Origin of the sequence: Acinetobacter sp. KB005, from assembly GCF_049949095.1 — a bacterium.
GTDB lineage: Bacteria > Pseudomonadota > Gammaproteobacteria > Pseudomonadales > Moraxellaceae > Acinetobacter > Acinetobacter calcoaceticus.
On record NZ_CP188191.1, the window covers coordinates 3,559,710 to 3,574,153 of the forward strand.

A 14,444-nucleotide genomic window follows, 5' to 3' on the forward strand; every position below is an offset into this window, starting at 1 on the left:
TTTTTAATTAATAAATATTGCTAAATATAAACAATTATTTCAAAAAAATTACAATTATTAATTTTTAATACACAATCTTTTTAATAAAACACGGTATGGTGGGCTCAATAAAAATCAGTAAACAAATGCCGGACATGGAGTCCTTTTATGATGAAAAAGTCATTATTTTGTATGACAGCTGCCTTTTTTGCTCTGCCAACAATCACCTCTGCCGCTTCCCCATATTTTAGTTTAAAAGATGGTGATGGTTTCAAACGTTTTTCTGTCTCCGCTGGCTGGTTACATGCAATGCCTCAAGGCTCAGGAAACCCTGTCAATATCAATACTAGCGTTGCAGAAGGTACAAAATCTAAAGTTGGAGATGTATCTACAAAAGCCGTTTTAGATGCAATCGACCAAAGTAAAACTTCAGGAAAATTCTGGTATAGCACTATTAGCCTTCTTGATAAGTTTACAGACACTCTTCCCTCTTCACTTGCAGGTACAGCAGAAGTTAATGGTCTTTCTCAATGGGAACAACAAGGTTCTGGCTTAGAAGCTAGTGATGTTGATACTGTTGGTCTTATGTTTAACTACAACTTTACGGATAATTTATCTTTAGAAATTAAAGGTGGTATTCCCCCTAAAGTAGATATTAATGGAAAAGGTAATATTTACGCTCCCCTTTCTGGAAAAGCGACTCCACTAAAAGATGGGTCTTCGATTGGAGAAATCATAGGAGGTGGAATTTCCAATGCGGGTGGAGATATTCCTTTAAAACAAGACCTTCATATTACTGATCTTTCTCAGGGAGGCAAGGCTGCGACCGCACGCGCATGGTTACCAGCCGTTGAACTACATTATCAATTTGGTAAAACAGGTGTAAATAAGTTCCGTCCTTATATCGGAGCTGGCGTGATGTATGCATACTTTAATGATTTAAAAATGAATTCCGGTATTGAAGCTGATTTAATTCAAGCGGGTCACATGATCCAGAATATCCATGATGGTAAAGCTGGGGCAGCATTAGATCGCAAAACATCATCAGCGAATCCTATCGTGAAACTAGAGGCGACGGATACTTTTGCACCTATTGTAACTTTAGGTGCAACTTATGACTTTAACCCAAACTGGTTTGCTGTTGGTTCAGTTTCGTATTCCAAAATGAATAGTGAAGCAAAAATCTATGTGACTGACCAAAATACAGGTAAAGAGCTAATTAAAGCGAATACCAAAATTGATATTGACCCACTCATTTCATATGTTGGTGTCGGTTACCGCTTCTAACTTTTGTTTTATATAAAGCTATAAAAACTTATGCACGTTTTTATAGCTTTCTTTCAATCTATAAGCATCTACAAATTGCTTCTTTTTAAATCAAAATGCTAAAAAAATGAGCATTTTTTATAAACACAACAGATAAAACTAAGTCCCTATACTCTTATAACCCTCCTCTCGTTTCGATCTTCTTTTTTTAGTTATTTTTATCTTCACAAACTAACTTAATAAAATTAGAAAGTAATTTTTCCTTTTTAGTAAAATTCATTTTTTGGCACGCCCTTTGCTTTATTCATAGCATAATGAATCAACGCTGATTCAATGAATAAACCAAGACGGCCAACGATGTCCGCTCTGATCGGTCTGCAGATAGGCAACTTATTGCCATGCAAATTAAATTTCGTTCAGTTCAGGGGGACGGCGTATGTCTTCAAATGTAAATCTAGATGCAAAAAAAGCAACTGAGATTAAATTATTCAGTTTTTCAACTCCAGCAATGCGTGCCTTCCACATGACATGGCTCGCTTTCTTTGTATGTTTCTTCGCATGGTTTGCGTGTGCACCATTAATGCCCGTTATTAAAGGAGAGTTTGGCTTAACAAAAGATCAAATTGCCAATATTAATATTGCTGCTGTTGCCATTACGATTTTAGTTCGGCTTATTGTCGGGCCACTCTGCGACAAATATGGTCCACGTATTACGTACACCACCCTCCTATTAGTTGGCAGTATTCCAGTATTTGGTGTAGCTGCTGCCAATAGTTATGAATCTTTTCTGTTCTTTCGCTTACTCATTGGCGCAATTGGCGCAAGCTTCGTAATTACGCAATACCATACAAGCGTTATGTTTGCTCCTAACGTTGTAGGCACAGCAAATGCAGCGGCGGCTGGTTGGGGAAATGCTGGTGGGGGTGCAACTCAAGCATTAATGCCTTTATTGCTCGGTGCCATTGTGATGTTTGGTGTTGAGCAAGCCATGGGATGGCGTGTGGCATTAATTGTACCCGGCATAATGATGGTTATTGTCGGCATCCTTTACTGGAAATTAACTCAAGATTGCCCTCAAGGGAACTTTAAAGAAGTTCGCGCGCAAGGCATGGATGTTGGTAGTGGTAAAAAAGGCGGTACAGCAATTTTAATGCAAGCCGCTCGCAACTACCGTGTCTGGATTTTATTTGTAGCTTACGGCGCATGCTTCGGTATTGAAATTTTTATTCATAACGTTGCAGCAATGTACTATGTCGATCAGTTCAAAATGGATTTGAAAACCGCTGGTTTAACTGCTGGGATATTTGGTTTACTGGCATTATTTGCTCGTGCACTTGGCGGGATCATCTCCGATAAAGTTGCACTCAAAAAAGGATTAGATGGTCGTACAAAAGTACTCGTACTCATGATCTTAGGTGAAGGTTTATTCTTAATTCTCTTCTCACAAATGAATGTGGTTGCTCTTGCAATCATCTCTATGACCATTTTTGCATTGTTTACTCATATGGCTTGTGGTGCAACTTATGCACTCGTACCATTTATTGACCGTAACGCATTAGGCGGCGTTGCAGGAATTATTGGTGCAGGTGGTAACGTTGGCGCTGTCGCAGCTGGTTTCTTACTCAAAGGATTGCTTGATGTTCAAACTTGCCTGTTTATTTTAGGTGGTCTGGTTATGGTCGCAGGCTGTAGTGTAATTTTGATTCGCTTCACCACCGAACATAAAGAAAAAGAAAAAGTTCTTTTTGAACAAGCATTACTTGAACGTAATTCCGCAGCTTAATTTTTATAAGAAGCAGAGATCAAATTGGCTCTGCTTCTTCTCTTTTTGCATAAAGCAATACAATCCCTACTAACTCTTTAGCTCGCCTTAAATATTCTCTCTAAATATATCGATATTACTCGATATATCTTCTACAATAAATCATCACATTATTATAATTTTCCATTAATCATGACTAAAACTGGCAATCAATTTTCTCAGCCCCTCATCTATATGTTGATTGGCAGTGCAATTATTCTAGCTCTTTCTCTAGGAGTCAGACATGGTTTCGGACTCTATCTAGTACCGATGAGTCATGAGTTTGGTTGGGGGCAACATGTTTTTAGCCTTGCTATTGCTATGCAAAACCTGATCTGGGGAGTCGTTCAACCTTTTACCGGCGCAATCGCAGACAAATATGGCAGTCGAATTGTTGTCGCAGTCGGTGGCATGCTCTATGCCCTCGGCTTACTCTTAATGGCTTTTAGTTCAAGCGTATTAATCTTAAATTTAAGTCTGGGGTTAATTATTGGCTTAGCTTTATCAGCAACCTCATTTACGGTTTTACTCAGTGCAGTAGGTCGAGCTGCTCCACCAGAAAAAAGAAGCATGGCAATGGGGATTGCGAGTGCTGCTGGATCTTTCGGTCAGTTCATTATGTTGCCATCTACCCTGCTCTTACTTAAAACGGTGGGATGGTCAGCAGCCTTAATGGTGAGTGCGCTATTAATTGCTTTTATTATTCCGCTAGCGCTTATGTTAAAAGGGTCAAGCAATCAAACACCAAAAGCAATTGCTCAACCTCAACTCACATTTAAACAAGTGCTTAACATTGCCAGAAAACATAAGCCCTTCTGGTGGTTAGCTTTAGGCTTTTTAGTTTGTGGATTCCAAGTTGTCTTCTTAGGCGTTCACTTGCCTGGCTATTTAATCGACCACGGATTTGACGCGGCTACTGGCACTGTATTTCTGGCATTGGTGGGCCTATTTAACGTAGTGGGAACTTACGGTGCTGGTTGGTTAGGAGATCGTTTCTCAAAGCCTAAACTATTAATGGCACTTTACGGCAGCCGTGGCATCGCGATCATTGCCTTTTTACTATTACCTTTAAGCACTTATACGGTATATGCTTTTGGCGTCATTATGGGCCTTTTATGGCTCTCTACAGTTCCGCTCACAAATGGCATTGTGGCAAATATGTTTGGGGTAAAATATCTATCGATGCTGAGTGGTATTGTGTTTTTCACCCATCAAGTCGGTTCTTTCTTTGGTGGATGGCTTGGCGGCGTTAACCATGACTTAACAGGTAATTACAATGCGATTTGGCTATGTTCTATAGCCTTAAGTATACTAGGAGTGATCGTACACTTCTTTGTTAATGAGGAGGCAGTTATTCATGACGCATAATGCCTTACTATTGAAAACAATTATGACTTTTATCATAGCTGCGTTTTTGGTACTTTCTATAATTTTATGGAAACAAACACCAGATTTATTTGAATATTTTAACCAAGCGTTTTGTACCCACTAAAATATAAAGCACGTAAATCACTCCTCAGAACTGTCATAAAAATATAAAAATCGTATGATCTAATGCAAATAAAAAAGCCCGCAGATTTGCGGGCTTTTTTATTGAAAACTTATTTAAAATCAAAACAAGCGATTCATACCATTGAGCGCAGCTACGCGATATGCTTCAGCCATTGTTGGATAGTTAAATGTCGTCTCAACAAAATATTTCAAGGTATTGTTTGGGCTGTGCATAACTGCTTGCCCAATGTGGATAATTTCAGCAGCGTTATTACCGAAACAGTGAATACCTAAAATTTCCATAGTGTCACGGTGGAAAAGAATCTTTAACTCACCCACTGTATCACCCGTAATTTGTGCACGAGCTAAATGACGGAAAGAAGCTTGACCCACTTCATACGGAATTTTTTCTTCCGTTAATTCCTGCTCATTTTTACCAATTGATGAGATTTCCGGAATGGTATAAATACCAGTTGGGATGTCTCGTACTGGTTTAGCATCTTCACCACTCATGTTTGCGCCAGCACAGCGCCCTTGGTCATAAGCAGCCGAAGCTAATGAAGGCCAACCAATCACGTCACCAGCAGCATAGATATTTTCAACTTCAGTTTGGTACTGATCATTTACTGAAAGTTGACCACGGCTATTTGGTACTAACCCAACGTTCTCAAGACCTAAACCTTCTGTGTTTCCAGAACGGCCATTACACCAAAGAATGGCATCGGCTTTAATTTTTTTACCACTTTGTAAATGTAGAACCACATGGTCATCAAACGTTTCTAGGTGATCCATTTGTTCATTGTGACGAATTAATACACCTTGTTCACGCAAGTGATAAGACAAAGCATCAGCAATTTCATCATCTAAATAGCTTAGTAGTTTTTGCTGTGTGTTAATCAAGTCAACTTTATGGTCTAGACCAATAAAGATTGAGGCATATTCACAACCAATAACACCTGCGCCGTAAATGATGATTTTTTGAATTGAGTAATCAAGATCAAGAATTTTATCTGAATCAAATACGCGAGGATGGTCAAAGTCGAGACCTTGCGGATGATAAGGACGACTACCTGTAGCAATCACAACTTGTTTACAAATAATTGTTTCTTTAATGCCTTCATGGCTAAAAACTAAAACTGTATTTTTGTCTTGAATATATGCACGGCCGTGGAATACACCAATCTTGTTACGGTCATAAAAGCGTGTATGTGTATCAACCTGTTGTTGAATCACTTTATGTGCATTACGCAAAACCTGTTTCATGGTGAACTGTTTCCATTCACCTACTTTTTGAAACATTGGATCACGCTGATAGCGAATGATACTAGAAACTGTTTGACGTAATGCTTTACTTGGAATTGTTCCTACATGTGCACAGTTACCACCGAGTTGATCACGCACATCTACAATTGCAACACGCTTACCCGCTTTTGCAAGCTTCATTGCCGCGCCTTCACCTGCAGGTCCAGAACCGAGAACTACCGCATCGTATTTAACGAAATTCCCACTAACGACCTCTTTTTTACGTGGCATTGAAAGCTCCTTCCTCTCTTGAATGACCATATTTTATAATAGATTATGACTAATATGCGGTGAATTTATGTATTTCTCAACCCTATATTTCTGAATAACCACATTTATTATATGAATAGTTATTTTCCGCTATTAACTGAAGAACTTCGCTATAATACAATGTCAATGTCTCTATAAACGAGTGGAAAAGTTAAATATGTCAGAACACCGTAAACCTGAACAGGGTGTAAAACTTCGTGGCGCAGAAAAAGTCGCAAGAATTCCTGTAAAAGTTGTACCTACGGTTGAAGTGCCGCGTAAACCTGACTGGATTCGTGTCAAGATGACGGCACCAGAAGAAGTTCAGCGTATTAAAACGACTTTACGTGCTCAAAAACTCCATACCGTTTGTGAAGAAGCAGCTTGTCCTAACCTCCCAGAATGTTTTGGTGGCGGTACGGCAACATTCATGATCATGGGCGATATTTGTACACGCCGTTGTCCTTTCTGTGATGTTGCACATGGTCGTCCAAATGCGTTAGATGCTGACGAACCTCGTCACATGGCAGAAACCATTTCCAATCTGAAACTCAAGTACGCAGTAATTACTTCTGTTGACCGTGATGACTTGCTTGACGGCGGTGCACAACACTTTGTGGACTGTATTAAAGAAGCTCGTGCGCTTAGTCCAACTACATTGCTTGAGATTTTAGTACCTGACTTCCGTGGACGTATGGATATTGCTTTACGCATTATGACTGAATGTCCGCCAGACGTATTTAACCACAACATTGAGACTGTACCTCGCTTATATAAAGCAATGCGTCCAGGTTCAGACTATCAACATTCTTTAACCTTACTCAAAATGTTTAAAGAATATTGCCCTGACATCCCAACAAAATGTGGTTTGATGGTGGGTATTGGTGAAACTGAAGAAGAAGTCATTGCATTACTTGATGACTTACGCGCTCACGATGTTGACTATGTCACTATTGGTCAATATTTACAGCCTTCTAAACAACACGCACCAATTGACCGCTTTGTAACGCCAGAAGAGTTTGAACGTTATGCAGAGCATGGCCGCAAACTTGGTTTTAGAAATATTTGGTCTGCACCAATGGTTCGTTCAAGTTACTTTGCTGATCGTCAATACCATGGTGAACCAGTACCAGAAGTTCGTCGTAAAGTAGACCCTGCCAAGAAAATTGCTGTTCAGGTCGTAGAAGCTTAATAAATTAAATATCTATAAAAGCCCTCTGTATTAGAGGGCTTTTTATTTGTATAAGAAAATCAATAACATTTCTTGACAAATCAATAAAATAACCCCTTACACTTTCACTCAAAAATATCTTATACCTAAAAGTACGATATATCCCTGCTCTAGCATATACATCAATTGCGATATAAAAAATTAAATTTAAACAGCATTAAAATTAGCTAGTTAAGCCTTAAATCTCTCCTCGCTTTTTTCGTAACTTCTAACTTGAGGGCTTATCTAGCAAGGAGCAAGTATGATTTTCCTACTCTTTATATTAAGTCTTATTATTCAGCTTATTGCAGTATGGGCAATTTTCTTTTTTAACTTAAATAAAGTTCTTGGTAGCGGTGTGGCCATTATTATTGCCATACTTTCGGCATTCTTGCTAACACCATGGTCTCTGCTTTTAGGTATTCCAATTATTGCGCTCAGCATCATTATTTTAGTTGAGCCATTACGATTTAACCTGATTACCAAGCCAGCCTATAAGACTTTAGCTAATTCAATGCCGAGCATTAGTACCACAGAACAAGAGGCTTTAGAGGCTGGTACCAGTTGGTGGGAAAAAGAGTTATTCATGGGAGCACCTGATTGGTCTCAATTTGAAAAGTATCCCTACCCAACTTTATCAGAAGAAGAGCAAAGTTTTATAGACAATGAAGTTGAACTACTTTGTAGCATGCTCAATGAATGGGAAATTCATCATCACTTAAAAGATCTTCCCCCTGAAGTTTGGCAATTTATTAAAGATAAAGGTTTTTTAGGACTCATTATTCCAAAGTCTTTTGGTGGTAAAGAATTTAGCTCATTCGCACAAAGTCGTATTATGAGCAAAATTGCTTCACGCTCACTCACCACCGCGGTGAGTTGTATGGTTCCTAACTCATTGGGGCCGGGTGAGCTGCTCATGCATTACGGTACCGATGCTCAAAAACAACAATATTTACCCGGTCTTGCTAAAGGTGAAGAGATTCCATGTTTTGGTTTAACCAGTCCAGAAGCGGGTTCAGATGCAGGTGCCATTCCAGATTCAGGGGTTGTTTGTTACGGCGAATATGAAGGTGCTCAAGTTCTTGGTCTACGCATGAATTTCTCTAAACGCTGGATTACCCTTGCTCCGATTGCCACTGTTGTCGGCCTCGCATTTAAACTGTATGACCCTGAGGGTCTACTCGGCGATAAAAATAAAACAGAATACGGTATTACCTGTGCACTCATTCCTGCAAGCCATACGGGGATTAAAATAGGAGCGCGTCATTTTCCAGGTTCTCCATTTATGAATGGAACCGTAGAAGGAGAAGATGTTTTTATTCCAATTGACTGGATTATTGGTGGACAAGAAAATGCCGGTAAAGGCTGGCGTATGCTCATGGAATGTTTAGGTGTTGGCCGTGGTATTTCACTTCCAGCTTTAGCAACAGCCGCAGGTGAAATGAGCTATCTCACCGTAGGGGCTTTTGCGAAAATTCGCCAGCAATTTAATATCTCTGTTGGCAAATTTGAAGGTGTACAAGAAGCGACGAGTGAAATTGCAAGTGATGCCTATATGCTTGAGGCATTCCGTTATTTAGTTACGTGTGGTCTAAATCAAGGTGGAACACCCGCCGTGATGACCGCCATGGCAAAATATTATGCAACTGAAACGATGCGCAAAGTGGTTAATCACGGAATGGATATTGCCGGAGGACGTGCAATTCAACTTGGACCACGTAACTTCCTTGCACTCACCTATCAAGCAATTCCAATTGCAATTACAGTGGAAGGCGCAAATATTTTAACCCGTTCATTGATGATTTTTGGTCAAGGTTCAATGCGTTGTCACCCTTACCTTTTTGAAGAGTTGCAACTACTTCAGTCTGAAGATAAAAGCACTTCAGTCAAAAAATTCGATGATCTGTTATTTAAACATTTAGCCTATACCTTTAACCGCGGAGCAAAATCATTTGCTTATGGTTGGACAGGTGGCTCAAGCGATGCTCCGCAGTCAGTAGATCAATTTACTGCCAGTTACTATAAAACGATTAACCGTTTTAGTGCCAACTTTGCTTTAGTTGCAGATATGGCACTTGGCTTACTTGCAGGAGACTTAAAACGCAAAGAAATGTTATCAGGACGCTTGGCAGATATTCATGCTCACCTTTTTATTTCTACTGCAATTTTAAAGTTTTATGAAGCTGGTCAAAAAACTGAAGCTGAACAACTTCACGCTAAATTAGCTCTGCAAAAAGCTTTCTTGAATATTCAGGAAGCATTTTGGGGCTTATTTGAAAACTTCCCAGCTAAACTTCCCGCAGCATTTGTGAAATGGATCTGTTTCCCTTTTGGTCGTGTCATTTCAAAACCAGATGATGAGTTAAAACAGCAAGTTGCTGAACTCATGATGCAAGAGCATCCTTTTAGAGAACAGCTTAAACATCACGTATTTTATTCAACCAAAGCCGATGATGTGACTGGTCGTTTAGAGCATACATTCCAAATTCTACGAACCCTTGAACCACTTTGGGATAAGTTTAAAAAAGCTGAATCTAAAGGTAAATTTAAAGGACTTACTTTCGAAGAGAATATTGAACACGCGATAAAAGAAGGTTTCATTTCTGAAAGCGAAGCTCAACAATTATTGCAATACAACGCAATTCGATTCGACAGCATGCTGACAGATATTTTTGATGAAAATTTGAATAAAGATCTTCCTTTATCGAACCCTCATCAAATTTAGTGACTGATGCCTCCACTAATTCACTATTGCAATCACTTTTGATTCGCATTAATTAATAAACAGCCATAAAAGCGTCAATCGACGCTTTTATTTTTAGGAGAAATTAATGTCTAAGCAAGATTACGAAAATGGATTAAAAGTTCGCACAGAAGTGATGGGAGAATCTTTTGTAAAACGTGCCCAAGAAAATACCGTACCCTTTACCCAGCCTTTACAAGACTGGATTAATGAACATGCATGGGGTTCTACTTGGCAGCGTGAAGGTGTGCTGCCGCGTAAATATCGTTCATTAATTACTTTGGCAATGTTAACTGCACTTAAGTCACCAACTGAACTCAAAGGCCATGTTCGTGGTGCTCTCAACAATGGTTGTACAGTTGAAGAAATTCAAGAAACGTTATTGCATAGTCTGCCATATTGCGGTGCCCCTGCTACTCAAGAAGCCTTTCGAGCGGCTTTAGAAGTGATCCAAGAATACCAACAAAAATAACTTTAATATGAGCCAGCACTCTACTGGCTCTTTTTTATCTAATTCAATTTGATTGAATGCATCTGAAAATTACGATCATCAATCACGATAACCTGACGACAAATTCCTTCCACTTGACGTTGTTTTTCAAAGACTGCCGCTGACATCGGTTCAAAACTATCAAAAAAGCAGATTTCATTTTGATCTATAGAATAAATGAGTGACTGATTTCCGACACCCTCTAAAGTGTCGTAATACACAATCACCATTTTTCCATTTTGAATTGTAGCTTGAATATCCTGATAGCTTAACGCTGGGCCCGTTGGTATTTTCAATACATTTGCTTCTTTATAACTCATACGTTCGCTTGGGCTAATATTTGGATCTTTATCCGAATAAAATGACACATCAAACCCAAATTTTTTTAAAGCAACAGCCAAGGCAATTGTATAGGTGCCGTCTTCATCATATCGACAAATTTGAATCAGCTCGGAAATATCAATTTGAACCCCATGATGCCGAAGTACCATCCAAACCGCAAAAACACCGCTATTCGCTTCGAGGTTTGCCAAAGATTCGGGAATATTTAAGGCCATAATTTAAATCTAAAGTCGTAATTAAGCAGATAATAAACAAAACTCGATTGGCACTAAAAGCTTTTCCAAGTACAATGTTTCGCTAGTCGAGGGATGCTGCGACAAGTGATCGGCACTAAAGATCAATTTGCCAGGCTCGACAATCGGTTAAACGCTCGTTTTTAACCAACAACGGCATCCGCGAACAGAACGATCCATACTATTTTTTCCCTAGGAGATCCTGATGAACGCGGTTAATGCTTCATTTACAGATTATAAAGTTGCTGACATCTCACTTGCTGACTACGGTCGTAAAGAAATCAAACTTGCTGAAGCAGAAATGCCAGCTCTAATTGGTTTACGTAAACGTTATGCAGCCTCTAAACCACTTGCTGGTGCAAAAATTCTTGGTTGTATCCACATGACCATTCAAACAGCGGTTCTTATTGAAACGCTTATTGAATTAGGTGCTGAAGTTCGTTGGACTTCATGTAACATTTTCTCGACTCAAGACCATGCTGCTGCTGCAATTGCTGCTCGTGGTATTCCGGTTTTCGCTTGGAAAGGTGAAACTGAAGAAGAATATGTATGGTGCCTTGAACAACAAATTAATGTTAATGGTCAACCTTGGGATGCCAACATGATCTTGGATGATGGCGGTGACTTAACTGCTCTTGTTCATGACAAATACCCTGCACTTTTAGAACGTATTCACGGTATTACTGAAGAAACCACAACAGGTGTTCAACGTCTTATCGAAATGTGGAAAGACGGTTCTTTGAAAGTACCTGCAATCAACGTAAATGACTCTGTTACTAAGTCTAAAAACGACAACAAATATGGTTGCCGTCACTCATTAAATGATGCAATCAAACGCGCAACTGACATGCTTTTGTCTGGCCGCCGTGCGCTTGTGATCGGTTATGGTGACGTTGGTAAAGGTTCAGCTCAATCTTTACGTCAAGAAGGCATGATCGTTCGTGTAACTGAAGTTGACCCAATTTGTGCAATGCAAGCATGTATGGACGGCTATGAAGTTGTATCTCCATACAAAAACGGCGTACAAACAGGCAAAAAAGAAGATATTAACCAAGACTTACTTGGCAATACTGACCTTGTTGTAACTACTACTGGTAACTACCACGTATGTGATGCTGCAATGTTAGATAGCTTAAAAGCTGGTGCAGTTGTATGTAACATCGGTCACTTCGACACAGAAATTGATACTGCTTATTTACGTGGTTACAAGTGGGTTGAAGTTAAGCCACAAGTTCACCAAGTTTATCGTTCTGAAGATGAAAATAACTACCTCATTCTTCTTTCTGAAGGTCGCCTTGTAAATCTTGGTAATGCAACTGGTCACCCATCACGCGTGATGGACGGTTCTTTTGCTAACCAAGTTTTAGGTCAAATTCACTTATTCCAAGAGAAATTTGCTGACCTTCCTGCAAACGAAAAAGCTGCAAAAATTCGTGTAGAAGTTCTTCCTAAGAAACTTGACGAAGAAGTTGCTGCAGCAATGGTTGCAGGTTTTGGTGGTGTACTTACTCAATTAACTCAAGAGCAAGCTGGCTATTTAGGTGTTGCTGTTGAGGGACCATTCAAGTCTGACGCTTACAAATACTAAGAACTTAAGGGCAGACGGTGAACCGACTGCCCTTTTTTCTAAAAATATTGTTTCGCTGTTTACAAGGATTTGACATGACTAAATGTATACCCATTTCTTTTGAGTTTTTCCCACCAAAAACTGATGCCGGTGCTGAAAAACTTCGTATTGTTCATCAAGAATTACAACTATTAAATCCAGATTTCTTCTCGATTACTTATGGTGCTGGTGGTTCTACTCGCGAACGTACTCTTGCTGCAATTGACGATTTCAATGGCAAAGGTACGCCAGTTGCACCTCACCTTTCGTGCATTGGTGATGATAAAGCGCGTATTGCTGAGTTACTCGACCTCTATAAAGCGCAAGGAATTAACCGTATTGTCGCTTTACGGGGTGATTTGCCGTCTGGTCAAGTCGGACTTGGCGAACTTCCTTATGCTCAAGATTTAGTACGTTTCATTCGTCAGCATTCAGGTGATCATTTTCATATTGAAGTTGCAGCTTATCCAGAAATGCACCCTCAAGCTGAGAACCTTGATTCAGATATCCAACGTTTTATCGAAAAAGTACAAGCTGGTGCTAATGCAGGAATTACTCAATTCTTCTTTAATCCAGACTCATACTTTTATTTTATTGAGCGCTTAGAAAAGGCTGGAGTTAATATTCCGGTAGCTCCTGGCATCATGCCTATTACCAATGCCAGCAACTTAATTCGCTTTGCTGATGGTACTGGTGCAGAAATTCCTCGCTGGATCCGTAAGCAATTACAAGCCTATGGCGATGACAGTGAGAGTATTAAAGCTTTTGGTCATGAAGTTGTTGTGAAGCTATGTGAACGCTTGATCGCAGGTGGTGCACCAAGCTTACATTTCTATTCAATGAATCAAGTCGAACCAACTCGTCAACTCGTCGTTGATCTTGGTTTAAATTAATTTTGTAAGGCGTACCCAATGAATCGTTTTTTTATCGAAACTGAACTTGCTGTTGGCTCAACAATTCAATTGACAGAAACAGTATTTCATCATTGGGTGCGTGTTTTACGTGCACAATTACAAGAACAAGCCACTCTCTTTAATGGTCGAGATGGCGAATATCTCGCTACACTAACCGAAATTAATAAAAAAAATGCGTTTGTCACGATTGAGAGTTTTAACCCTACTAACCGTAGTGCCCCATTTAAAGCTGTTCTGGGTCAGGTCATGAGTAAAGGTGACCGAATGGATTACGCCATTCAGAAAGCAACTGAACTTGGAGTAAGTCAAATTCAGTTGCTTACAAGTGAGCGCTGTGAAATGCGCTTAAAATACGACCGAGATCAAAAAAAATTAGATCACTGGCAAGCTGTTGCAATTGCTGCTTGTGAACAATGTGGTCTTAATATCGTTCCAGAAGTGTTAGCGCCCATTTCTCTAAGTGAATGGTTAAGCTCTACTCAGCTTCCCGCTTCAAAATTTGTGTTAGCGCCAGAAAAAGAACAAAAAGATGTATTAGCAGGCATACAACCTGAACTTGCCTTATTGATTGGCCCAGAAGGCGGTTTAAGTGAAAATGAAATTACTCAAGCCAATCAAGCTGGTTTTATGAATTGGTGTATTGGTGACCGTGTCTTACGTACAGAAACCGCACCTGTCGTTGCCTTATCTATTTTAAATTATCGGTTTTTATCAACCTAAGTTCATTGAACATTGATTAAATCGTTATTTAAAGTTAATTTACTTTTATTGTATGAATAAAATTTCAAATTCTTTATCACTGATAAATCAGATTCTTT

11 protein-coding genes are annotated in these 14,444 nt (G+C 39.5%); 9 read left to right on the forward strand and 2 right to left on the reverse strand.

Annotation, left to right across the window (positions count from 1 at the left end; genetic code table 11):
- Positions 1-147 precede the first annotated feature (147 nt).
- From ACPF64_RS17060 to ACPF64_RS17070, 3 genes are all read left to right on the forward strand, one after another.
- Positions 148-1,266, forward strand: a complete 1,119-nt coding sequence (locus ACPF64_RS17060) for an OmpW/AlkL family protein (RefSeq protein ID WP_426454726.1) — start codon at positions 148-150, stop codon at positions 1,264-1,266.
- A gap of 415 nt (positions 1,267-1,681) precedes the next feature.
- Positions 1,682-3,028 (forward strand): MFS transporter, encoded by a 1,347-nt coding sequence (locus ACPF64_RS17065; protein ID WP_426454728.1) that lies wholly within the window; start codon positions 1,682-1,684, stop codon positions 3,026-3,028.
- 171 nt (positions 3,029-3,199) lie between these two features.
- A complete protein-coding gene (locus ACPF64_RS17070; RefSeq protein WP_151743295.1) occupies positions 3,200-4,414 on the forward strand; it encodes an MFS transporter in 1,215 nt (404 codons plus the stop codon).
- 243 nt (positions 4,415-4,657) lie between these two features.
- On the opposite strand, the gene sthA is transcribed toward ACPF64_RS17070, so the two are convergent.
- Positions 4,658-6,070 (reverse strand): Si-specific NAD(P)(+) transhydrogenase, encoded by a 1,413-nt coding sequence (gene sthA / locus ACPF64_RS17075; protein ID WP_003650611.1) that lies wholly within the window; start codon positions 6,068-6,070, stop codon positions 4,658-4,660.
- A gap of 196 nt (positions 6,071-6,266) precedes the next feature.
- On the opposite strand from sthA, the gene lipA reads away from it, so the two are divergent.
- The 3 genes from lipA (at position 6,267) to ACPF64_RS17090 (ending at position 10,513) form a co-directional block, all read left to right on the forward strand.
- Positions 6,267-7,280, forward strand: a complete 1,014-nt coding sequence (gene lipA / locus ACPF64_RS17080; protein ID WP_003650609.1) for a lipoyl synthase — start codon at positions 6,267-6,269, stop codon at positions 7,278-7,280.
- Between the two features lie 280 nt (positions 7,281-7,560).
- Positions 7,561-10,023, forward strand: coding sequence for an acyl-CoA dehydrogenase (locus ACPF64_RS17085; RefSeq protein WP_426454731.1), 2,463 nt, complete (start codon positions 7,561-7,563; stop codon positions 10,021-10,023).
- A gap of 106 nt (positions 10,024-10,129) precedes the next feature.
- A complete protein-coding gene (locus tag ACPF64_RS17090; RefSeq protein WP_003650604.1) occupies positions 10,130-10,513 on the forward strand; it encodes a carboxymuconolactone decarboxylase family protein in 384 nt (127 codons plus the stop codon).
- Positions 10,514-10,551: 38 nt separating this feature from the next.
- Here the strand turns inward: ACPF64_RS17090 and ACPF64_RS17095 are convergent, their stop codons facing one another.
- Positions 10,552-11,088: a cysteine peptidase family C39 domain-containing protein gene (locus tag ACPF64_RS17095; protein WP_426454733.1), complete on the reverse strand. Its 537-nt coding sequence runs from the start codon at positions 11,086-11,088 to the stop codon at positions 10,552-10,554.
- A gap of 223 nt (positions 11,089-11,311) precedes the next feature.
- On the opposite strand from ACPF64_RS17095, the gene ahcY reads away from it, so the two are divergent.
- From ahcY to ACPF64_RS17110, 3 genes are all read left to right on the forward strand, one after another.
- Positions 11,312-12,694 carry an adenosylhomocysteinase gene (gene ahcY / locus ACPF64_RS17100; protein ID WP_209734059.1) on the forward strand — a complete coding sequence of 461 codons (1,383 nt, stop codon included), beginning with the start codon at positions 11,312-11,314 and terminating at the stop codon, positions 12,692-12,694.
- Positions 12,695-12,768: 74 nt separating this feature from the next.
- Positions 12,769-13,605: a methylenetetrahydrofolate reductase [NAD(P)H] gene (gene metF / locus ACPF64_RS17105; protein WP_426454736.1), complete on the forward strand. Its 837-nt coding sequence runs from the start codon at positions 12,769-12,771 to the stop codon at positions 13,603-13,605.
- An 18-nt stretch (positions 13,606-13,623) separates the two neighbouring features.
- Positions 13,624-14,346 carry a 16S rRNA (uracil(1498)-N(3))-methyltransferase gene (locus ACPF64_RS17110; protein ID WP_056481200.1) on the forward strand — a complete coding sequence of 241 codons (723 nt, stop codon included), beginning with the start codon at positions 13,624-13,626 and terminating at the stop codon, positions 14,344-14,346.
- Positions 14,347-14,444: the final 98 nt, after the last annotated feature.